This is a genomic window from Bacteroidales bacterium (assembly GCA_029210725.1).
Lineage (GTDB): Bacteria > Bacteroidota > Bacteroidia > Bacteroidales.
Window position 1 is genome coordinate 14,789 of sequence record JARGFM010000023.1, and the last position, 22,914, is coordinate 37,702.

Below are 22,914 nucleotides of genomic sequence, written 5' to 3' on the forward strand. Positions count from 1 at the left end.
TTGCAGTTTACCTCAATAATTCGAGCCTGCTGGCATCCAGCCGGAGAAAGATAAACAGGAACATGGTAAAGGTCCACAGCGAGGATCCTCCGTAACTGAAAAAAGGTAAAGGGATCCCGATCACCGGAAGCAGGCCTATGGTCATCCCGATGTTGACTATGAAGTGCAGCATCAACACAGAGATAAAGCCATATCCGAATATTCTGCTGAATGAGGAGCGCTGTCGCTCTGCCAGGAAAATCATCCGTAAAAGGAACCCCACATAGAGCAGGATCACAAAGGAAGTACCCAGAAATCCCCACTCTTCTCCGACCGTACAGAAAATAAAATCGGTGCTCTGCTCAGGAACAAAATGGAGCTTGGTCTGTGTGCCATTCAGGTAACCTTTGCCGGAAAAGCCCCCCGATCCGATCGCAATTTTAGATTGGTTTACATTATATCCCACCCCCTGCGGGTCATCTTCTATTCCAATGGTCACATGGATCCTATGCTGCTGGTGCGGCTTCAGGACCTTGTTCATGGCAAAGTCCACCGATATAATAAAGAAGATGGAAATAAGAAATCCGGACAGGATTTTTATCTGGACGTATTCCCGCAGACGGAATCCCCTGACGATGATGATCAGCGTCACCGGAATCATGGCAGCCAGGCCTGTTTGAAACAGGGAGAATTCTGCTTTCAGGAGATAATTAATTCCATACAGGATCGCGAAAACCAGGGCAATGATCAGGCCCGGGACCGCTCCCTTCCTGAACGAACGGACAACCACCATGTAAATAATAAGGCTGAGGATTACCAGGATGAGAAGAATCCAGGATTTCTCAAGCAGAAGGGTGGCGAGAAACAGCAATCCCAGGGCAGCCAGCATCATCATACTGTTGGCCGAAAAGCCCTCCCTGAAAAGGACCAGGAGGAAGGCAGAGAAGATCAGTACAGAACCGAGATCGGGCTGAAGCAAAATAAGCAGAGGAGGAGCCGCAATAATGCCAAAGGCCACTGCCAGGTTCCGGAACTTTTTTATATTGTAATTGTGAGAACTAAGCAGGCTGGCAAGTGCCAGTGCGGTTACGGGTTTGGCAAATTCAGCCGGCTGAATTTGGAATCCCCCGATAACAAACCAGCTTTTGGCCCCGTTGATCTCCGTTCCAAACACGAGGACCCCAAGCAGAATTCCCAGCAACAACAGGTAAAGAAGATAGGAGAAGTAGATATAGAACTTTGCATCCAGTACCAGCAGCAGCAAGGCCAGAAGAAGGGAGGCACCGATCCAGATCAATTGTTTGCCAAATCGCTGAGAAAAGTCGAAAACCCCGCCATCGGCCTCCATGATATTTGCCGAATAGATATTCATCCAGCCGAAACCGATCATAATCAGCCAGAGCAGGAGAGAGAGCCAGTCCAGGTTTGCAAATACCCTATTCCTCTGTACCATCATCTCTTTGATTTATTGATACGGTATCGCTCACCGCAGTATCTGTGTTTCTGGAAGGGGCCACCGGTTGAACGAGCTGCATGACCCAGTTTTCGTACCAGGTTCTTTTCACTTCCCGGGTCAGGTATTTTTCAATCATCAGACTGGCTATAGGAGCGGCATAGGTAGTCCCAAAGCCCTGGTTTTCCACGTAGACGGCGATGGCAATCCTGGGGTTTTCCTTGGGCGCAAAGGCAATAAAAATGGAGTGGTCGTTGCCATGAGGATTCTCCGCAGTACCGGTTTTTCCACAAAGGGTAATTCCCTCTATTCTGGCGTTTCTGGCCGTGGATCCTTTATCACCGTTTACTACCAGATCCATACCATCTACAATGGGGCCGTAGTTCGAAGAGTCTATGGTGGTATAGTGTTTCTCCAGCAGGGCCTCATCTATATGCTCTTCTCCTTCTATTTTACGCACCAGATGTGGGGTGATGTAGTATCCGCGGTTGGCGATGGTGGCTGTCATATTTGCCATCTGGATGGGGGTCACCAGCAGCTCGCCCTGTCCGATTGCGAGGGAACGAACGGTGAGATAGTTCCAGTGGTTCTCCCCGTATATCTGATTGAAATAGCCCGAATTCGGCACATTACCGTCAAGTTCATTGGTCAATTCAATACCCAGGGGCGCCGAGAACCCCATGGAAAGCAGGTGCCTGCGCCAGTTTTCATAGGCTTCCGCCGTACTGGAAAACTTAACATCCTGCAGAATGCTTTTCAGCACATTGATAAAGTAGGTGTTGCAGGAATTCTGAATGGCTTCTATCAGGTTCAGAGGTGTCTCATGTAGGTGACATCCGGTATGAATATTTCCCACATAAAAGCCATAATAGCAGTGGTGTTCGGTGCGGGTAGAGATTACTTTCTCCTGCAGACCGATAAGCCCCATCAGAGTCTTAAAGGTGGACCCCGGCGGATACTGCGCCATCAGGGCCCTGTTAAACAGGGGGTTCAGTGTGTCTTCTGCCAGTTTTCCGAATTCAACTCCCAGGCTTCTGCCCACCAGTAAATCGGGAGAATAAGTGGGAGCACTCACCAGGGCAAGTACCTCCCCGGTGGAGGGTTCCAGGGCTACCACACTTCCCACATAAGGAGACATCAGCTTTTCCCCGTACTCCTGGAGCTCCATGTCGAGCGTGGAAGTCAGGTTTTGTCCCACTTCAACAGTCACATCCAGCCGGCCGGCCTGGTACGACTCAATGGTCTGGTTATGTACATCCTTCAGGAACACATTCTTGCCTTTATTTCCCCTCAGGTACTCTTCATAGGCTTTCTCAATACCGGAGACACCCATATAGTCACCCAGCTGGTAATAGGGGTCTTTATCCAGGATGTCCTGGCCCACCTCCCCCACATAGCCCAGTGCATGGGAGGCAATGGGACTGGCGTACTCGCGGAGGGTACGTGTCTGAACATAGAAACCGGGAAACTGAAACATCTTCTCCTGCAACAGGGCGGCATTTTCGTAACTAAGCTGTTTCATGAAGACTGAGGGGACCCGGCTGGAGTATGCCCTGGCCGATTCCAGCCTTTCCCTGACACTTTCACGGCTTATCTGCAGTATCCGGCACAACAGGGTGGTATCGAAGGGCTCCATCAGCCGGGGGGTAACCATGATATCGTAGGCAGCCTTATTATAGACCATGATTTCACCGTTCCGGTCATATATCAAACCTCTGGCCGGGTAAATGACCCTGACGCTCTGGGCATTGCTCAGGGCATACTGTTCATAGGATTTATCGATTATCTGTATATGGAAAAGACGGATCATAAACAGCAAACCAACAAGGATGATTGCTGCAGCAAAAACATACCTTCTGTCTGTATACTGGTTCATCTATTTTCGGAATACAAAATACTGACTGAGTACAATGGTTGAGGCGGAGAGAAGCGAACTCAGTATCACGCGCAGCAAGGTACTGAAAAAAGCCTGTATCTGGAACACTTCCAGGTAGAAGAGCGACAGATGATGAATCACCACAATGATCAGGGTATATTTCAGGAACCAGTTAAAGCCATTGTAATATATCCTTGGGAAGGTATCGGGTTCATAACCATCTCTCGGAGCCAGAAGGCCAAGCAGGTAAGGCCGGACAAATGCAGCCAGGACGGTGGCGGCAGTATGCATCCCGGCAGTGCCCGAGAACAGATCCATGGCCAGCCCAAGAGCAAAACCGGAAAGAAGCTGGATCCCTCTGGGTGTCTCGAAAGGCAATAAGAGGATGAAGAGAAGATAGATATATGGTATCATATATCCATGGATCATTACGTTGTCCATGACCAGGACCTGGAACAGGATCACCACAACAAAGCGGAAGATATTTCTGGCAATGATATACATTATCTGTTTTGATTTTCCAGGTTCAACTGCTCTTCCTGCCGGTAGTTACGGATCACATTCACATGATACAGGCGCTGAAAATCAGTAGACAGCTTCACTCTGATATCATAGAAGTTCCCTTTTTCCAGTGAAAAGGATTCAATAGAGCCCACTATAATTCCTTCCGGGAAGATGGAAGAAAAGCCGCTGCTTACGATGGTATCCCCCTCTGTCAGCCGGGCATGAAAGGGTATCTCGGTGAGCAGGGCGAACTGTGGAGAAGCACCATCCCACTGCAGAATTCCTGCATGGTTGCTGGATATGATCTTTGCACTTAATCTGAAGTCCAGGTTGATGACCGGGATGACCGTGGCATAATTTGCAGAGCTCTCGAGGATGATGCCTACCAGGCCCTGATCTGAAATCACCCCCATATCCCGGAATACACCCTGATTCTTTCCCTTGTTAATGGTCAGGTAGTTTAGCTGTTTGTATACGCTGTTGTGTACGATTCTGGCATGAACAAAAGAATAGCGGTATTCCCCCTTTACTTCGCTTACAACAGTAGCACTGTCCAGACTGGAGGAAATCAGATCAAGCCTGTTTCTTAAATCCTTATTCTCAAGCGCAAGTTGTTCGTTAGCCTCCTTCAGAGAGAAATACTCCCTGGCGCCATCCACTTTGTTATAGATGTAACCTGTCACCTGACGGTTCAGCCCCATGAGCCTGGATCTCTGATAACTGCTGTCCTGGATCATAAAGGCAATGGCGATTGCCTCCAGCAGCAGAAACAGGAGCAGGTTGGAATAGTTCTGAAAAAACCTTAGCAGTGTCCTCACTTCAAAATACGCAATCAATCGATGAATCCCCGCGGTAAGCAGCAGGGTGAATCAAATCCCAATTTTATCTCATCAGGAAGGGGTACTTGTCGACATTTCTGAGGGCGATCCCGGTTCCCCTTGCAACAGCCTGCAGTGGGTCTTCTGCCACATGGAAGGGGATGGATATCTTTTCTGCCAGTCTTTTGTCCAGACCCCTGAGCAATGCTCCGCCTCCTGCCAGATAGATACCTTTGGTAACGATGTCTGCATAGAGCTCCGGCGGAGTCTGTTCCAGGACGGACAGGATGGCAGTTTCGATTTTTGAGATAGATTTATCCAGGCAGTGCCCGATCTCCTGGTAAGAGATCGGAATCTCGATGGGCAGGGCGGTCATCAGGTTTGGCCCCCTGACATAAAAATCCTGTGGAGCATCATCCAGTTCAGGAAGGGCCGATCCCACATTAATTTTTATTTCTTCGGCAGTCCGTTCCCCGATCTTGATGTTATGCTGGTGTCTCATGTAAGTCTGGATATCGCTGGTAAATCCGTCTCCGGCCACCCGGATGGACTGGTTACAAACAATGCCCCCCAGTGCAATCACAGCAATCTCAGTGGTCCCTCCGCCGATATCCACGACCATACATCCTTCTGGAGCTTCCACGTCCAATCCGATACCAATGGCTGCCGCCATGGGCTCAAAGATCATGTAGACATCTCGCCCGCCGGCATGTTCAGCTGAATCGCGTACAGCACGGCGTTCCACCTCCGTACTTCCTGACGGAATGCAGACTACCATCTTCAGGGAAGGTGTAAATAGTCTGCGTTTGGTATTTATCATTTTTATCATCCCCCTGATCATCAACTCCGCAGCCTGGAAATCGGCAATGACACCATCCCGCAGGGGGCGTATGGTTTTGATATCATCATGGGTTTTTCCATGCATCTGCCTCGCTTTTTCACCGATGGCGATCAGTTTCCCGGTGTGTTGCTCAATGGCAACAATGGAGGGCTCATTCACAACAACTTTATCATTGTGAATAATTATCGTATTGGCAGTTCCCAGGTCTATGGCGAGTTCCTGCTGGAATGAAAACAATCCCATATATTTTCTCTATTAGTGGTTTAATGTTTAAAATGTCTGCTTCCGGTGAAAACCATGGCCATGCCATGAGCATCGCAATAGTCAATGGAATCCTGGTCACGCACGGAACCTCCTGGCTGGACCACGGCCTTAACTCCCGCTGCATCTGCAATTTCCACGCTATCAGCAAAAGGGAAGAAGGCATCGGAGGCCATCACAGCTCCCTCCAGGTCAAATTTAAAGTGCCGGGCTTTTTCAATACTCTGTTTCAGCGCATCCACCCGGGAAGTCTGTCCGACTCCCGAGGCCAGGAGCTGCTGGTTCCGGACCAGCACAATGGCATTTGATTTGGTATGTTTTACTATTTTATTTGCAAATATCAGGTCGGCCAGCTGTTCCAGACTTGCGGCAGTTTTCGTAACCTGCTTCATCTGGATCTCCTGCTCGGTTGAGAGATCGCGGTCCTGCACCAGTACTCCGTTAAGAACGGTACGTAAGGTTACATCCGCTGTTTTGCTGCTCTTCTGGATCAGAATAATCCTGTTTTTTTTCTGCTGAAGCACTTTCAGGGCTTCCGGCTTATAAGATGGCGCGATGGAGACCTCGAAAAAGATTTTGTTCATCTCTTCGGCAGTCTCCAGGTCAATTTCCCTGTTGGTAATCAATACTCCACCGAAGGCCGAGACGGGATCGCCCGCCAGGGCCTCCGTCCATGCATCGACCAGCTTATCCCTGCTGGCAAGTCCGCAGGCATTGTTATGCTTCATAATGGCGAAGCTGCACTGGTCAAATTCGCCGATCAATCCAACTGCCGCATCGATATCCAGCAGGTTGTTGTAAGAGATCTCTTTCCCGTGAAGCTGTTCGAACATCTTATCCAAATCTCCGAAGAAGAGACCCTTTTGGTGAGGATTTTCCCCGTAACGCAGCTTCCTGGAGGAAGGTTCACTTATTTTCAGAGCCCTCATTTCTCCTCCGTCGAAAAACTTAAAAATTTCCGAATCGTAATGGGATGAAACATGGAATGCCTGGCTTGCAAATGCTTTTCTGTCTTCCAGGCTGGTGATCCCCTGTTCCGCCTCCAGAAGGGTATAGAGCGGTTCGTACTCTTCCCGGGATGCCACCACCATCACATCCTGGTAATTTTTTGCAGCAGCCCTGATCAGCGAGATTCCCCCGATATCAATTTTTTCAATAATTTCTGGTTCCGGCGCACCAGAACGAAGCGTATCTTCAAAAGGATAGAGGTCCACGATAACCAGGTCAATTTCAGGAATCTGGTACTCCTCCAGTTGCTTCAGGTCACTTTCCAGGTTTCTACGGGCCAGGATCCCCCCGAAAACATTGGGATGAAGGGTTTTAACACGACCACCCAGGATAGATGGATAGGAGGTAAGCTCTTCCACTTTTATCACCGGAATACCAAACCCGGCTATAAATTTCTCAGTCCCCCCTGTGGAATAGATAGTTACTGAGAGATCGTGGAGTTTTTTAACGATACGATCCAGACCCTCTTTGGAGTACACTGAAATTAGCGCACTGCGGATTGGTTTATTGGTGCTCATTGGTTTTTATGGATAGTTCTTCCTACTTTTAACTTTCTTTGCAAAAGAAACAGTTTCCAATGACATAATGAAGTCAAAACGCAACAATTTATAAATGGTTATCATAAGGTTAGTGTGGGAGAGTTTAATCATGGCCATTCAGTCGGTTGTGGTAAACCGTTTAAGGGCCATGTTGTCCCTGCTTGGAATCACGATCGGCATATTTGCCATTATTGCTGTATTCACTATTGTGGACTCCCTGGAATCCAATATCAGGGAGAGTGTCAACAGCCTGGGGAGTGACCTGATCTATGTTGAGAAATGGCCCTGGGCACCTGATGAGAACGGGGAGTTTGCCTGGTGGAAATATATGAACAGGCCCCTGGCCACCCTGGATGAATTTGAATACATCAAGGAGCATGCAAAAGGGGCAAAAAATACATGTTTTGTGTCTTATGTGGGACGCAGGATCGAGTATGGCAATAACAATATCGAAGGAGCCGGTATTATTGGTGTCACCGAGCAGTTCAAAGATATCAGGTCCTTTGAACTGGAAGACGGGAGATATTTCTCTCCCATGGAACTCCGGGCCGGAAGGAATATTGCAGTAATCGGGTATACCATTGCGAAGGATCTGTTCGAGGGAGCGAACCCTTTGGGAAAGTATATCGAAGTTTTTGGACGTAAGGTCCTGGTGATTGGAGTGGTGGAAAAGGAGGGGAGGGGTACTTTCAGTGGACAAATTCTGGATGATGTGGCCATCATGCCACTGGGGTTTTATATGAACTTTGTGGATGTCCGGAGAGACTATGCCAGTCCACAAATCTGGGTGCAGGCCAAACCCCGGGTAGGCGTGGAGGAGCTTACCTACGAAATAACCCAGTTGCTTCGCTCATACAGGAGGCTTCAGCCCTTTGAAGAGGATAATTTTGCCCTAAATCAGACCAGCATCATTAACAACCAGCTGGATCAGTTATTTGCAGTACTGAAGATTGCCGGTTTTTTCATTGGGATATTTTCCATTATTGTTGGAGGATTCGGGATCGCTAACATCATGTTTGTTTCAGTCAAGGAACGGACTCATATTATCGGAATCCAGAAGGCTCTGGGAGCAAAGAAGTATTTCATACTGTTGCAGTTCCTTTTTGAATCGGTGATGTTGTCGGTGGCCGGAGGGATTATCGGACTGCTGATTGTATTTATAGGAGCCTCCCTGATTAGCATGTCGGGTGATTTTGCAGTTACCCTGACCCTGGATAATATCATCCTGGGGGTAGGTATTTCCAGCCTGATTGGCCTGATAAGCGGTATTTTCCCTGCATGGCAGGGTGCCAGAATGGATCCGGTAGTGGCAATAAACAGCTCTTTCTGATTGCGGTTCAGATAAATATACCATAGAGGAGCCTCCCCATCAGGAAATAGATAAAGAGCCCCATGATATCATTCATCGTGGTGATAAAGGGCCCGGTGGCCAGGGCGGGATCTATTTTCATACGGTGCAGTATCAGGGGAATCATGGTCCCGAACAGGGCGGCAAAAATAATCACTACAAACAGGGAGGAGCTCACCGTAAAGGTGAGGGCCAGGTTCTGACTGAAAAAGTAGTTGTAGAGAAAAAGGATTCCCGAAAGGATCAGTCCATTCATCAGCGACACAATCAGTTCTTTCCCCAGTTTTCTGACAGTGCTCTCCAGGCCGAGACTGTTGCTGGCGATGCCCTGCACAATGATGGCCGATGACTGGATTCCCACATTTCCTGCCATGGCAGCGATAAGCGGGATAAAAAAGGCCATTTCCGGATTGATCTGGATATCATTTTCGAAACGTCCGATCACTGCAGCCACTATAATTCCACCCAGGAGCCCGATAATCAGCCAGGGCAGCCTGGCCCGGGACATCCGTGCAGGCGAGTCGGTGGTTTCCACATCCGTGGTAATACCAGATGCCAGCTGGTAATCCTTTTCGGCTTCATCCCGGATCACATCCACCACATCGTCGATGGTTATCCGGCCCATCAGGCGGCCAATGGAATCGGTTACTGGCAGTACAATCAGGTCGTATTTTTCCATGATCTGGGCAACCTCCTCCGAGTCGGTATCTGTCTGAACACTTCGCACCTCTGCATCGTAAATATCCTTCACCTTGGTGGAGGCACTGGCCAGAAGAAGCGCTTTAAGCGAGAGTATTCCCAGCAGAACATTTTCATCGCTGACCACATAGATGTAGTAGATTTCATCGAGATCCTCGGCCTGTTTGCGCATTTCCCTGATACAGGTGGCCACCCCCCAGTTTTCATTTACGCGAATCAGCTCCTTGGCCATCAGTCCCCCTGCTGTATCTTCATGGTAACTGAGCAGATCCACAATGTCACCGGCCTGTTCCACATCGTCGATATGGAGCAGAACCTCTTGCTTTTTCTCCTCTTCCAGGTCACCAATCACATCGGCTGCATCGTCCGATTCCATATGATCGATAAACTGGCTGGCAATCACGTGAGAGGGAAGGGCTTTCAGGACGGATTCGCGCTCGTCCTCCTCCAGTTCCACCAGCACATCGGAGGCTTTCTCCGGATCCAGAAGCAGGAAGAGATAGGTAGCCTCCTCCAGGGAAAGGTTTTCGTACATCTCTGCGATATCGGCAGGGTGGAGCTGATCCAGCATCTCCAGTATAGCGCTTTCGTCCTTCCTTTCGAAGACGGACTTCAGGTTATTGATGTACTCGCGGGTCAGTTTATTACTCATTGCTCTGCCGTTTGCTGTGAATCAATCCAGTTCGTAAGCTCAATAAATTCCGAAACTCCAAGTTGTTCCGGTCGTTTGGTCAGAAGCTCAAAATCGCCTTCCAAATTTAACAAAATAGATTTGATTGAGTTTCTGATCATTTTCCGCCGTTGATTAAAGGTGGTTTTGACCACCTTGAAAAACAGCTGTTCACTGCAGGGCAGTATCCTGGTTTGGTTTCTGGATAGCTTAATGACCCCCGAGTTGACTTTGGGAGCAGGAAAGAACGATCCGGATTTTACAGTAAACAGGTAGGAGATCTCATAATAAGCCTGTAACAGGACACTCAGTATCCCGTATTCCCTGGAGCCAGGTGGAGAGGCGATACGCATGGCCACCTCCTTCTGTATCATACAGACCACCGAAGGAATTTGTTGCCGGTATTGAAGCACCCTGAAAAAGATCTGACTGGAGATGTTGTAAGGAAAGTTTCCAATCAGATGGAAGGGACCGGTCATATGATCTTCCATATTCATTTTCAGAAAATCCTCTTCAATTATCTGAGCAGCCAGTCCGGGCCAATGTTGCTTGAGGTATACCACCGACTCACCATCGATCTCGACAGGCAGCAGGCGGATATTTTTCTCCAAAAGCAAGCTGGTTAGGATTCCGGTGCCCGGACCAATCTCTACCACGGTGTCGCCCGGCCGGGTATGCAAGGCTTCAACAATTCTGGCTGCAATGGAGGGATCGGTCAAAAAATGCTGACCCAGATGTTTTTTAGGGCGTACCATCGTTATTCAAAGTTAAAATGATTTAGGTATTTTTGCCTATTAATCTCAAAAGGACATGATCAGACTTAAAAACCCCTATGCCGAATTTCCGGGGTACAGCTGTTTCGGATGCAGCCCTACCAATCCATCCGGTCTTCATATGGAGTTTTATAAGGAGGGGGAGGAACTTTTGTGCAGGTGGGATCCAAGTGAACATTATCAAGGATTTCACAATATTCTTCATGGAGGGATACAGGCCACCATGATGGATGAAATCGCCAGCTGGGTGGTTTTTATTATGCTCGATACGGCCGGAGTAACCTACCAGCTGAATTCACGGTTCCGCCAGCCGGTCCTGATCTCTAAAGGTGTTGTCACCCTTCGGGCAAGCCTGCTTAGCCAGCAGAAGCGGCTTGCTGAAATTGAGGCGCGCCTCTATGATGGAGAGGGAGTGCTCTGTGCGGAGAGCCAGGCCAGTTATTTTGTATTTCCGCGTGAAAAAGCAGTTAGTGAAATGCATTTCCCGGGCAGAGACGCCTTTTTGAATCAGGATTAAATGAAATACGATTTTGATACCATCATCGACCGGACAGGCACAAACAGTGTCAAATATGATCTGAGGGAGAAACTATTTGGCAGCAAGGATGTGCTTCCCTTTTGGGTGGCCGACATGGACTTCGCTGTTGCTGATTTTATTCTCGATGCCATCAGGGAACGGCTCGAACATCCTGTTTTGGGCTATACCTTTCGATCGGACAGTTTTTCACAAAGCGTGTCCTTATGGCTGGAGCGCAGGCATCGCTGGCAAATTAGCACACATGCCATTGGATTCAGCCCGGGAATCGTACCGGCTCTTAATATGTGTGTGATGGAATTTACCAGTCCGGGTGACCGGGTGGTGGTGCAGCCCCCTGTTTACTTCCCGTTTTTTTCCGCCGTTACCAATCATGACAGGGAGCTGGTATATAACCAGCTGGTAAAAAGAGACGGAAGGTATGAAATGGACCTGGATCATCTGGAGGAACTTTTCAAAAAAGGGGTGAAGCTCTTTTTACTCTGTAATCCGCATAATCCCGTTGGAAGGGCCTGGTCCATGGCTGAGCTTAAAAAGCTGGCCGGACTTTGTGTTAAATATGGCGTTCTTGTGATCAGTGATGAGATCCATTCCGATTTGCTTCTGTTCGGGCATTCTCATATACCCTTTGCCTCCCTGGGGGATGATGTAGCCGACCTGACCCTGACCTGTATGGCCCCCAGCAAAACATTTAACCTGGCCGGGCTTTATACCTCGGTTATGATTGTTACTAATCCAAGGCTGAAGAAGAGGTATGAAAAGATCCTGGATGTGGTGCATGTAGGAGGGGATAATATACTGGGACAAGTCGCGCTGGAAGCTGCCTATACTCATGGGGCTGACTGGCTGGACCAGCTGCTTGCTTACCTGGAAAATAATTACACAGCCTTCGTTTCTTACTTCCGGAAGGCCTTGCCGGATCTTCATATTTCTCCCCTGGAGGCGACCTATCTGGCCTGGCTCGATTTTTCCTTTCTGCAGCTGGACGACCAAGGCCTGAATCATTTTATAATTCAAAAGGCCGGACTTGGTCTGAACGATGGTCCCATGTTCGGTCCGGGCGGATCGCAGCATCAGCGTCTGAATCTGGCTACTCCCAAAAGTATCCTTTTGGAGGGAGCCGGCCGTTTGGCAGCAGCAGTGCAGAAGGCCTGATCTTTTTGTATATTTAGAAGTTAAAAGGGATCGTTAATTGCTTGCAGATGAGAGTCAGGTTTTCTTTCACTTTTAAAATCCTGATGCCATATTTGGTACTTGCTCTTATTTTCCTTCTGGTTTTTCTGGGGGCCAGTAAGAAGGGTCATTTGGCGGAACAGTGCTTATCTCTTTCCGGCATGGCAGTATCCATTGGCCTGGGGCTTGTTCATTTATGCTGGTTGATTAAAGCACTGAGTCGGCTCAATCATCTTGCAGAGCAGTTGATCAGGGGAAATATACCCGATTTCAAAGCCGTCAGGACAGGGATGAGATAGGCGATTTGGAAAGAAGCCTGGAGAAGCATGTTAGCAAGCTCAAAAATATTGCTGCGTTTTCAAGATCCATGGCCACCGGCGAATTTACCGGACAATATGAGAAGCTAAGCGGGGAGGACGAATTGGGGGATGCTATTAATAAGCTGAAAAAGAGCCTGATGAAAACCTTGGAGGAGAGCGAGTCCCGGCGGAGGGAAGAGGAGAACCGCATCTGGGCAGCTCAGGGCCTGGCCAAGTTCAGTTCGCTGTTCAGAGAAGTGGAGGATGATCTCCAGGAACTGGCCACCCTGCTGATGAAAGAACTGGTAGACTATACGGAGGCTGATATGGGAGCACTTTTTATCTCCGTAGAGAAGGAGGGTAAGGAAGAACCTTATCTCGAACTTGCAGGCAGTAATGCCTTTGACCGGCAGAGACAGATCGATGCCCCTTTCAGGTTCGGAGAGGGCCTCGTGGGGAGAACGGCCCTGGAGAAAGAGCTGATCTATCTGACGGAGCTGCCTTCCGATTATATAAAGGTTCGTTCCGGACTTGGAGAGGATAGCCCTTCATCCATCCTTCTGGTCCCCGTAATGCTGGATCAACAGGTGCTTGGTGTTATGGAGCTGGCTTCCCTGGGAGAGCTTCCGCCGCATCAGATCGATTTTGTCAGGCATCTGGCCGATGCCCTGGCAACCACCCTGGCCAAAGTTAAAGCCAGCCTGCGGAACAAGGTATTATATGAGCAGACCAGAAAACAGGCGGAAGCACTTTCCTCCCAGGAACAGGTGTACAGACAAGATATGGAGCGACTTGAAAAAGCGGTCGAGCGTTCCCGGAACAGAGAAGCAGAATTGATGGAAGCGATAGAGAAACTTCGAAAAGGATCGTCCTGATCCTCCCGCTATAAGCATATTGTCAGCTCCTTCGAAGAGAATAATGACATAATGACATGCTAATCCTGGGTGAAAGCGACAAAATGACATTATCCTGAATCATTTGAGCTTTGGTATATGCTTTGAACTATACGGGTCAGAATAATATACTCAAAAAATAACAAAACAAACAGGAGGAAAGAAAATGTTAGCAAGAATCAACAGAAACTATGCTCCCGCTTACTGGGACGATTTTTTCAACGACAATTTTTTCAAGCACTTGAACCAAACAAACTGTGACGAAAGCAGGCCGGCCGTTAATGTATCTGAGAACGACCATGGATACACCATTGAACTGGCTGCCCCCGGAATCGACAGGAAAGCGTTCAATCTTGAAATTGAGGATAATGTACTGACCATCTCTTCAGAGAACAAGGAGAGCAAGGATGAGCAGAAGAGGAATTACCTTCGGAGAGAATTCAGTTTTCAGTCATTTAAACGCAGTTTCCAGCTTCCTGAAACGGTCGACCAGGATCAGATTTCTGCCACTCATGAGGCTGGTATTCTGAAACTGACTCTGCCCAAAAAGGAGGAGATGATTCAAAAAGCTCCCAGGCAGATTGCTGTTAAATAGGATGTTGAGGTAAATCAGGCAGGGACCCGGACGGGTTCCTGCCTGATTTTTTGTATTTCATCTTCCCCCAGGTCATCACGATGACTCCCGCGATGGTCACCAGTCCCCCGATCAATTGAAGCATTTCAGGTAAAATGGACAGATAGATTAGTGAACCTGCCAGCACGAACAGGCTTCGTGTTGCCTGGATAATCATGGTCCGTGAAGCTTCAATGTATTTCAGAGCTGAATACTAGGCAAGTCCAGTGATAAAAGGTCCCAGCAATGAACCAATAGCCATGTTCATGGCTGCCGTTCCCGAAATGATAAAACTCTCCCTCCGGATGATCATGGCTCCCACTGCAAACAGGAAAAGGAAGGCAACCCGGTTCAGCGTAAGAATTCCCGGATGGATATCCTTGATCCTGCTCTTGGCAGTAATAATGCTGATGGATGAGAAGACTGAAGAAACCAGGATCCATCCGGAGCCTGAGCCAAAGAATTCGGCAATACTTGTATCCCTGGTATAGGTGATCAGGATCACCCCTCCGATGGTCAGTACGATTCCAATGGCCTCCACATTGTTAAATCGTTCACCCAGGAAGCGGATCCCCAGGATGGTTACAAAAATAGGGGTCAGGTTGGAGAGGAAGGAGATGGTGGTGGGATTCTCCGCCTGTTGAATGGCCAGAAAGAGCAAGCTGGCAGCCCCCAGTTCGAGGAAGCCGATAATGACCAGTGTTCTATTGGAAGCCCTGGTTAATCCGGGTATTTTCCTGATCATTCCTGTTATGGTCAGGAAAGGAAGGATCCATATCAGGGCGAAACCAAACCAGTAGAACTGGAACTGATAGTAGTTTACCTCAAGCAGGGCAGCTTTGGAGAAGACATATACATTGGCCATGCCAAGGGTTGCCAGGAAAGCCAGGGAAATGCCCTTTACCGTGGGATTGATCTTGGAGAAAATATCGTTCAAAAGTAATTATGGACGTTTCACAGGAATAAAAAAAACCGGGGGATTCCCCGGTCTTTTAACAGCAAATAGAATAAATTGTTTACAAGCTGGATTTAATCTGTTCTGTTTCCTTTTCGAAGCCTGGTTTTTCAAGCAGGGCAAACATGTTCTTTTTATAAGCTTCCACACCTGGCTGATTAAATGGATTTATACCCAGCATATAAGCGCTGATACCGCAGGCATTTTCGAAAAAATAGAGCAGCTGTCCCAGCCACCGTGCATTCAGTGCCGGCATGGAGATGCGAATATTGGGAACACCCCCGTCCAGGTGAGCCAGGATAGTGCCCAGCTCTGCCATTTTATTTACATGGTCGATATTCCTTCCTTCCAGATAGTTAAGCTGGTCCAGATTGGCAGGATCCCCGGGAATTTTTACCTGGTGATTTGTATGTTCCACACTGATCACAGTTTCGAAGAGGCTTCTTTCACCTTCCTGGATATATTGTCCCATGGAGTGAAGATCGGTGGAGTTATCCACAGCTGCAGGGAAAATTCCTTTCCCCTCTTTCCCTTCACTCTCTCCGTACAGTTGCTTCCACCATTCCGAAACATAATGGAGTTTATTATGATAGTTCACCAAAAGCTCAATTTTCTTACCGGAACGATAGAGTGCATTTCGTGTGGCAGCATAAAGGGCCGCAGGATTCTCTTCCAGGTCCAGGGAGGGATCGCAGCGACGGCTCATCTCCGCGGCACCTGAAATAAATTTTCTGATGTCCACCCCGCATATGGCCAGCGGGATCAGTCCCACCGGGGTAAATACCGAAAATCTTCCCCCCACATTATCCGGGATTACGTAGATGCGGTAGCCCTCTTCACCGGCCAGTTGCCTGAGGGCTCCCTTGCCGGAGTCGGTTACAGCAATAATGCGGTCACGGGCTTCCTTTTTTCCCACCTTGTTTTCCAGGTGATTTTTAAGGATCCGGAAGGCCAGGGCTGGCTCGGTAGTGGTTCCGGATTTGGAGATGACCACCATGGAGTAGCTCTTTTCATCCAACAGTTCCAACAACTCATACATATAATCCTCCCCGATGTTCTGCCCGGCAAAAAGCATATGAGGAGCTTTCTGGTCTTTCTTCAGATGTGCAAAATTATGGGCGAGGGCATCATAAACGGCACGAGCCCCCAGGTAGGAACCACCGATTCCCACAACCACCAGGATTTCGCTTTTCTCCTTTAAACCTGCGACAGCCTGTTCTATCTTTTCGATTTGCTCCTGGCTGATTTCCGAGGGAAGATGGAGCCATCCCAGGTAATCATTTCCCTTTCCATTTCCCTGGTAAAGAGTAAGTTGTGCTGATATTACTTCCGGGGAAAGCTGTTTGATCTCCTTTTCCGGGATAAATTTATAAACCCTTGAACTATCCAGATTGATTTGTTCCATGGTCTTTGCTTCTTGTATGAGTGTATAATATTGCTCAAAAGTAAGTAAAAAACTTTTTTACATCTTCATTTGATTCGTGAAGGATTTTTGGGTTACTTATATGATAAATGAAATGAAATGACAGAGATTGAAAAACTGGACAGAATTGCCATCAACGTCAGGTCGCGTAAATTGCTCTACCAGCTTCTGGACGAGAATCCGGAATTTGAGGGCATCCTCAGAAATTCCAAGAATGAAACCGAAGTGGTTGTGGGAGTGCGGGAATGGATCGAACGAAGCTTCAGGGACCGGGAGGATGCGTTCAGGTTTTATCATGCCAGGCATTCAGGAACAGAACTCTTTGACAATCTGGAATGGCGCGACTATGCTATCATACGGATACTCGATTACATTGATCATGCAAGTATCGAATACCCCGATCTGAATCTGCGTGGTGAGCTTGCAGTTAGCAATCCCCTGAGGTTGATCTGGCTGGCAGTTCATAAAGGCACCGGTGGAGCCAAGCCCGATTTTTTCATCGACATGATCATGTTGTTCAGGCAGCTTCGTGGAGAAAGTGAGCAACCGGTATTTTCGCCTGAAAATGTAGCCACCTGGATGGATCGTTATCCCTCGGGCCTGGATCAGCGAATAGTCAGACTCCGGGAAGAAAACAGACAGAGGATAATCCGGATCCTGGCGGAGCAGATTGACAGGGGAAAGATTATTAGCCAGAGGTATTACTTTGAACCCGGCCTGGATTTGTCCGGAAAGGTGAAAAAGATGGAAGTGTGGTGGCAGGATTACCGCTTCCACCTCCGTTTTTCCATTCGTTCCCCGGACCTGCTCAATGAGCTGCTGGATCATTCGCTTGATCCTGACACCATGAAGATCCTGAAGGATGCCGAGAAGGCCGGGATTCCTTTCTTTGTGAATCCCTACTACCTTTCCCTGCTGCATGTCAGGGTCCCCTATTTTGCTGTGGGAGCAGATCTTGCAATCAGGTATTATGTCTTGTACAGCAAGCAGCTTGTGGAAGAATTCGGGAAAATCGTTGCCTGGGAGAAGGAGGACCAGGTGAAGCCCGGCTTGCCAAATGCAGCAGGCTGGTTGCTTCCCGAGGGGCATAATATCCACCGGCGTTACCCGGAGGTGGCCATCCTGATACCTGATACCATGGGAAGGGCCTGTGGAGGATTGTGCTCATCCTGTCAGCGGATGTATGATTTTCAGGGTGGAAGGCTCAATTTTGATCTGGACAAACTGAAGCCCGGCGAAAAGTGGGGCGACAAGCTGAAAAAACTGATGGCCTATTTTGAGAAGGATGCGCAGCTGAGAGATATCCTGATTACCGGGGGTGACGGACTGATGAGTTCCGATAAGTCACTTCATCTGCTTCTGGATGAGATTTACAACATGGCACTCAGGAAAATCCACCGGAATGAATCGCTTCCCGAAGGAGAGAAACTGGCAGAGCTGGTCAGAATCAGGATCGGGACCCGCTTGCCGGTATATTTGCCACAGCGGATCAACCAGAATCTTATGACTATCCTCCGAGAGTTTAAGGAGAAAGCTGTAACTGCCGGGATCCAGCAGTTCCTGATCCAGACCCATTTTGTATCGCCAATGGAAGTAACACCGGAATCGAGCAAAGCTGTCCGGATGCTGATATCGGCCGGCTGGACGGTCACTAATCAGCTGGTTTTTACAGCGGCAGCTTCCCGGAGGGGCCATTCCGCGAAATTGCGAAAGGTGCTGAACGATATTGGGGTACTGCCTTATTATACGTTTACTGTGAAGGGATATATGGAGAATAATTCAGGATTTACACCCAATGCTCGGATCGTCCAGGAACAGCTTGAAGAAAAGGCAGCAGGAAAGATTTCCCCGGAACATGAGGATATCATCAGGAAGTTTCCCGAGGAGACCGGCACCATGGTCGAGAATATCGAGGCCCTCAGAAAATCTGCCGGTTTGCCTTTTCTGGCCACTGACCGGAACGTACTTAATCTTCCCGGGGTAGGTAAGAGCATGACGTATAGAGTGATAGGTATTACACGCTATGGTCGTAGAATCCTGGAATTCGATCATGATAAAACGAGGCGTCACAGTCCCATCATTGAGAAAATGGGTAAGGTCATTATTATCGAGTCGAAATCGATCCATGAATACCTCAGTCAATTGGAGGATCTGGGTGAGGACAGGGAGGACTATAAGGGATTATACGGGTATTCCCTGGGTCAGACCGAACAGCGTAGCCCGGTATATGAGTACCCGGAGTATACTCTTCAGATCACCGGCGAGATGACTAACCTGCAATTATAAGCAGACCCGGTTTAGCTAAATGTTGCTATCATACATGCTTTATCAAATTAGCCTAATGATGAAACAATTCCGATATGTCATTGCTTTCCTGTTTGTTATCTTTAGTGTTCAACCTTTGCGGGCCCAGAAGACTGGGCTGGAATCCATAAACATCAACGATCTGAAGCGGCATATGCAGTTTTTGGCTTCCGATGAACTGGAAGGACGCGAAACCGGTTCGCCAGGTCTGCAGGTGGCAGCGCGTTATCTGGCGGTGCAGGCAGAATCGCTGGGTCTCCTGCCCCTTGATAAAGATAAGGATTACATGCAGCCCTACCTGATCCGCGAGCGGGCTTATGATCGTGAAAACAGCAGCATCACCATCTCCGCAGCTGACAGTGTAAGTGTAAGCTGCACCGAACCTTTCTATTTCCTTCCTGCGCCCGGAGCGGACCATACTGTAATTGAAGGAGAGCTGGTCTTTGCTGGTTACGGAATCAATTCGGAGGAACATGGCTATAATGATTTTGCGAACATCGATATTCAGGACAAGGTGGTATTGATCATGAACCGGGCTCCAATGAACGAAGAGGGTACGGAGTCGCAGTTTGATCATGGCAAATGGACGGGGATGCAGAATTTTCAGTATAAAATGCCTTATATCTTTTCCCGGCAGCCCAGGGCTGTACTGATCGTGATGGACCCCAAGTCGGGAATGGAATCCATTGAAGATGTGAATCCTGCAGTGGCCAGGTATCTCAGCAAGTCAAGGGTGCTTTACACTGAAGATGTTGAGCAGGAGGGCACCAGTTCGGTGAACCGGCCGGGAATGGTAATGATTCATCGCCGGGTGGCCGATCAGCTTCTGGCTAAGGCAGGAAAGAATCTCGGGGACCTGCAAATGGAGATAGACCAGAATTTTTCCCCGCAATCATTTTACCTGGAAGGGACCAGGGTAAAGATCGAATTAAATATGGAGACCCGTGACCGGGAGGTGTTCAATGTATTTGGTCTGATCGAGGGGAGTAATCTGGTCCAGAAGGATGAGGTGGTGATTTATATGGCACATTACGACCATGTGGGAACCGATGGCCAGGGAGCCGTGTTTAATGGTGCCGACGATAATGCATCGGGAACTGTAGCGCTTCTTGAGATTGCTGAAGCTTTCCTGAAGGAAACGAAAAGACCTGGCAGGAGAATCGGGATTCTCTGGGTATCGGCCGAGGAGATTGGTCTTTATGGTTCACAGTATTTTGCAGAACATCCCCTGGTGCCAGGTGAGAAAATTGCCGCCGTGATTAATCTGGATATGGTGGGCAGGACCAAAATGAAAGAGGATGAGCTTAGCACCCGTTCAGGACTGACCATCCAGGGGGGCGATTCGGTGAAGGTTATCGGAGGCTTGCAGAGTAAAGTATTAATGAAGATCAACAGGCAGACACTGGCAGAAGCCGGACTGGTGGGCAATTATCAGTACAATAACCTGACCGATCCCAATCGCTATTTCTTCCGCAGCGACCATATTAGCTTTGCCCGGAAGGATATTCCTGTACTGTTCTATTCAACCGGAACCCAGAGGGATTATCATTTGATAAGCGATGTAGAGGAAGTCATCGATTACGAAAAATTCCTGAAAATGACCAAGTTTTGCTACCGGACAGGATTCAATGTGGCTCAGTACAAAGGACCCATAAAGGTCGACAATCCAATGACTTCGTGGTAAAGGCTTACAGCGGCTGCAAATAGATATTCCGGAATTGCATGGGGCCACCTTCCGACTGTATAGCGATATTACCCTCTGTCAGGCTCATGCCGGTTCCTTTATTTTGCAGAACGCCATTCACATATAATTCAAGGCTTCCATTCAGGGAGGTGATATCGTAACTGTTCCATTGGCCGGCAGCTTTTTCACTGCTCTCCTCGAATTTGGGAATTGCCAGGTAGCGGCGATCCTCAGAGGTGACAAGATAGGTGGAGTCCATGACGGTAATTGCAGCACCTTTGCCCATCAGTACGATGTCGCCCGCTTTGCCGTGCATTAACTGGGCTTCCACGCAATGGGGAAAGATAAGTTCCCTGCCCTGGACATTAATCAGCACGCCACTGTTGGAGGGTTCTTCGGTCCATCGCCATTCCAGGTGAAGTTTGTAATTACTGTAGGTTTCTTTGGTCCGGATATAGCCAAAGGGATCCCCAAGAGTATTCAACAGGCCATCTTCCACAAAGAAGAGATCCCCGGGTTCTCCATCGTCGCTATCCACAATGATATTCCAGTTGTCCAGGTCCTGTCCGTTAAACAGCTCGATCTTCTTTTCTGTGCTGCAGGATAGTATCCCCAGTGAGAGTGTCAGTAAGAGGGCTGACTTCAGTAATGTTTTCATAAGAGTTGATTTCGGATTATATGGGTTTAAGCAATCGCAAGTTATAAATTTTAAAATACCTCCGGAATAAAAGTCTGATCGGAAAGCGGAGGCCTGATATACCCCTCCTTGATGATGGGAGGGAGGTTGATTTTTTTATGCCTGATCTCCTCATAGGGGATCATGGTGAGCAGATGGTGAATGGTGTTCAGCCTGGCTCGCCGCTTGTCATCGGCGTTGACAACAAACCAGGGAGATGTTTTGGTGTCCGTGTAGGAGAACATCTCATCTTTGGCCTTACTGTACTCTATCCATCTGCTCCTTGACTGCAGGTCCATGGGGCTGAATTTCCAGCGCTTCAGGGGATCATTGATTCGTTCACGGAAACGGTGCTCCTGCTCTTCATCGCTTACGGAGAACCAGTATTTGACCAGGATGATTCCGGAGTGTATCAGCATTTCTTCAAAACGGGGACAGGAACGCAGGAAATCCCAGTACTCCTCTTCCGAACAGAACCCCATCACATGTTCCACCCCGGCCCGGTTGTACCAGCTGCGGTCAAAAAGAACAATTTCACCTTCAGCTGGAAGTTGGGCCACATATCGCTGGAAGTACCATTGGGTTTTTTCGCGCTCCGTGGGCACCCCCAGGGCTACTACCCGGCAGATTCTGGGATTCAGGCGCTGAGTAATACGCTTAATCACTCCTCCCTTACCGGCAGCATCGCGGCCTTCGAAAACAACGACCACCCGCAGGTTCTTTGCCTTTACCCACTCATGCATTTTTACCAGTTCCAGCTGCAGGCGCTCCAGTTCGCTGAAATATTTTTTTTTATTTAGTCTCTTTGCTTGGGAAGTCAGAACAGCATCCACGGACTGTTTCTGCTTGTGGCTTTTAGTCATATCGGACAGGGTGTATGGGTAAATTTAGCAAAAATAGCTAATACTATCACCCGCGTTCAGCAGTTCTGCAGCCTTTTCAGAGCCTTCATGTTCCACCTGGAAAATCATTGGTCCCGAACAGGCGGTCGCCCGCGTCTCCCAGACCGGGAACAATATACCCGAACTCATTCAGTCCATCATCCAGGGCAGCCAGGAATATTTCTACTTCGGGATGGTCCTTCGAGATCCGTTCAAGCCCTTCCGGAGCGCCTACAATGCAAACGAGTTTCAAATTGCCTGCTCCTTCTCTCTTTAATATGTCAAGAGTGGCACTGGCACTTCCCCCTGTTGCCAGCATGGGATCCAGGACCAGAACCACTGCCTTTTTCATCCGGTAGGGAAACTTGGCATAATAGCTCTTCGGTTCCAGGGTCTTATGATCACGGTACATGCCCACGTGGCCAATTTTTGCAGTGGGGATCAAGCCGGTGATGCCATCCACCATTCCAAGCCCTGCGCGGAGCACCGGTATGAGCACGATATCCCTGGAGAGTACACTGGTAACACATTTTTTCATCGGGGTTTCTGTTTCCGTTTTTCGTAATGGGATATCCCGGGTGATCTCATAGGCCATCAGCCCGGCAATCTCATTGAGGTTTTCACGGAACTCCTTGGTGCCGGTGTACTTATTTCTGATATGGGTCAGTTTATGCTGTATAAGGGGGTGATCAACGATATGATACATGGA

Annotated in this window: 21 protein-coding genes; 7 read left to right on the forward strand and 14 right to left on the reverse strand. The window is 48.6% G+C overall.

The window, feature by feature from the left end:
- Positions 1-7 precede the first annotated feature (7 nt).
- From rodA to purH, 6 genes are all read right to left on the reverse strand, one after another.
- Positions 8-1,432, reverse strand: a complete 1,425-nt coding sequence (gene rodA / locus P1P86_12445; GenBank protein ID MDF1575988.1) for a rod shape-determining protein RodA — start codon at positions 1,430-1,432, stop codon at positions 8-10.
- Positions 1,416-3,308, reverse strand: coding sequence for a penicillin-binding transpeptidase domain-containing protein (locus tag P1P86_12450; GenBank protein MDF1575989.1), 1,893 nt, complete (start codon positions 3,306-3,308; stop codon positions 1,416-1,418). Before P1P86_12450 ends, rodA begins: the two co-directional genes overlap by 17 nt.
- Entirely contained in the window at positions 3,309-3,812 is a 504-nt protein-coding gene (locus tag P1P86_12455; GenBank protein MDF1575990.1) for a rod shape-determining protein MreD, read from the reverse strand.
- Positions 3,812-4,630 (reverse strand): rod shape-determining protein MreC, encoded by an 819-nt coding sequence (gene mreC, locus P1P86_12460; protein MDF1575991.1) that lies wholly within the window; start codon positions 4,628-4,630, stop codon positions 3,812-3,814. Before mreC ends, P1P86_12455 begins: the two co-directional genes overlap by 1 nt.
- A 64-nt stretch (positions 4,631-4,694) precedes the next feature.
- Positions 4,695-5,714, reverse strand: a complete 1,020-nt coding sequence (locus P1P86_12465) for a rod shape-determining protein (protein ID MDF1575992.1) — start codon at positions 5,712-5,714, stop codon at positions 4,695-4,697.
- Between the two features lie 20 nt (positions 5,715-5,734).
- On the reverse strand, positions 5,735-7,258 hold the full coding sequence (purH, locus tag P1P86_12470) for a bifunctional phosphoribosylaminoimidazolecarboxamide formyltransferase/IMP cyclohydrolase (GenBank protein MDF1575993.1): 1,524 nt from the start codon (positions 7,256-7,258) through the stop codon (positions 5,735-5,737).
- 112 nt (positions 7,259-7,370) lie between these two features.
- Between purH and P1P86_12475 the strand changes: the two genes are divergently transcribed.
- On the forward strand, positions 7,371-8,609 hold the full coding sequence (locus P1P86_12475) for an ABC transporter permease (GenBank protein MDF1575994.1): 1,239 nt from the start codon (positions 7,371-7,373) through the stop codon (positions 8,607-8,609).
- Between the two features lie 7 nt (positions 8,610-8,616).
- Here P1P86_12475 and mgtE read toward each other — a convergent pair whose 3' ends face one another.
- Positions 8,617-9,978, reverse strand: coding sequence for a magnesium transporter (mgtE, locus tag P1P86_12480; protein ID MDF1575995.1), 1,362 nt, complete (start codon positions 9,976-9,978; stop codon positions 8,617-8,619).
- Positions 9,975-10,757, reverse strand: coding sequence for a 16S rRNA (adenine(1518)-N(6)/adenine(1519)-N(6))-dimethyltransferase RsmA (gene rsmA, locus P1P86_12485; GenBank protein MDF1575996.1), 783 nt, complete (start codon positions 10,755-10,757; stop codon positions 9,975-9,977). The genes mgtE and rsmA overlap by 4 nt, the downstream gene beginning before the upstream one ends.
- A gap of 49 nt (positions 10,758-10,806) precedes the next feature.
- Between rsmA and P1P86_12490 the strand changes: the two genes are divergently transcribed.
- From P1P86_12490 to P1P86_12505, 4 genes are all read left to right on the forward strand, one after another.
- Positions 10,807-11,286 carry a PaaI family thioesterase gene (locus P1P86_12490; protein ID MDF1575997.1) on the forward strand — a complete coding sequence of 160 codons (480 nt, stop codon included), beginning with the start codon at positions 10,807-10,809 and terminating at the stop codon, positions 11,284-11,286.
- Positions 11,287-12,459 carry a PatB family C-S lyase gene (locus P1P86_12495; protein ID MDF1575998.1) on the forward strand — a complete coding sequence of 391 codons (1,173 nt, stop codon included), beginning with the start codon at positions 11,287-11,289 and terminating at the stop codon, positions 12,457-12,459.
- Positions 12,460-12,781: 322 nt separating this feature from the next.
- On the forward strand, positions 12,782-13,651 hold the full coding sequence (locus tag P1P86_12500) for a GAF domain-containing protein (GenBank protein MDF1575999.1): 870 nt from the start codon (positions 12,782-12,784) through the stop codon (positions 13,649-13,651).
- Positions 13,652-13,835: 184 nt separating this feature from the next.
- Positions 13,836-14,264, forward strand: a complete 429-nt coding sequence (locus tag P1P86_12505) for an Hsp20/alpha crystallin family protein (GenBank protein MDF1576000.1) — start codon at positions 13,836-13,838, stop codon at positions 14,262-14,264.
- Here the strand turns inward: P1P86_12505 and P1P86_12510 are convergent.
- The 3 genes from P1P86_12510 to P1P86_12520 form a co-directional block, all read right to left on the reverse strand.
- Complete coding sequence (locus tag P1P86_12510; protein MDF1576001.1) at positions 14,257-14,460, reverse strand: hypothetical protein; 204 nt, start codon at positions 14,458-14,460, stop codon at positions 14,257-14,259. The two genes, P1P86_12505 and P1P86_12510, sit on opposite strands and share 8 nt — an antisense overlap.
- A 36-nt stretch (positions 14,461-14,496) precedes the next feature.
- Complete coding sequence (locus P1P86_12515) at positions 14,497-15,219, reverse strand: DMT family transporter (GenBank protein MDF1576002.1); 723 nt, start codon at positions 15,217-15,219, stop codon at positions 14,497-14,499.
- Positions 15,220-15,298: 79 nt separating this feature from the next.
- The gene (locus P1P86_12520; GenBank protein MDF1576003.1) at positions 15,299-16,642 is read right to left on the reverse strand and encodes a glucose-6-phosphate isomerase; all 1,344 of its coding nucleotides are present in this window, start codon (positions 16,640-16,642) and stop codon (positions 15,299-15,301) included.
- A gap of 117 nt (positions 16,643-16,759) precedes the next feature.
- Between P1P86_12520 and P1P86_12525 the strand changes: the two genes are divergently transcribed.
- Both P1P86_12525 and P1P86_12530 read left to right on the forward strand, forming a co-directional pair.
- Entirely contained in the window at positions 16,760-18,946 is a 2,187-nt protein-coding gene (locus tag P1P86_12525; GenBank protein ID MDF1576004.1) for a KamA family protein, read from the forward strand.
- A 58-nt stretch (positions 18,947-19,004) separates the two neighbouring features.
- Complete coding sequence (locus tag P1P86_12530) at positions 19,005-20,648, forward strand: M20/M25/M40 family metallo-hydrolase (GenBank protein MDF1576005.1); 1,644 nt, start codon at positions 19,005-19,007, stop codon at positions 20,646-20,648.
- A gap of 4 nt (positions 20,649-20,652) precedes the next feature.
- On the opposite strand, the gene P1P86_12535 is transcribed toward P1P86_12530, so the two are convergent.
- The 3 genes from P1P86_12535 to upp form a co-directional block, all read right to left on the reverse strand.
- A complete protein-coding gene (locus P1P86_12535; protein ID MDF1576006.1) occupies positions 20,653-21,306 on the reverse strand; it encodes a DUF1080 domain-containing protein in 654 nt (217 codons plus the stop codon).
- Positions 21,307-21,356: 50 nt separating this feature from the next.
- Positions 21,357-22,187, reverse strand: a complete 831-nt coding sequence (gene ppk2 / locus P1P86_12540) for a polyphosphate kinase 2 (GenBank protein MDF1576007.1) — start codon at positions 22,185-22,187, stop codon at positions 21,357-21,359.
- A gap of 85 nt (positions 22,188-22,272) precedes the next feature.
- Positions 22,273-22,911, reverse strand: a complete 639-nt coding sequence (gene upp / locus P1P86_12545) for a uracil phosphoribosyltransferase (GenBank protein MDF1576008.1) — start codon at positions 22,909-22,911, stop codon at positions 22,273-22,275.
- Between the last annotated feature and the right edge of the window lie 3 nt (positions 22,912-22,914).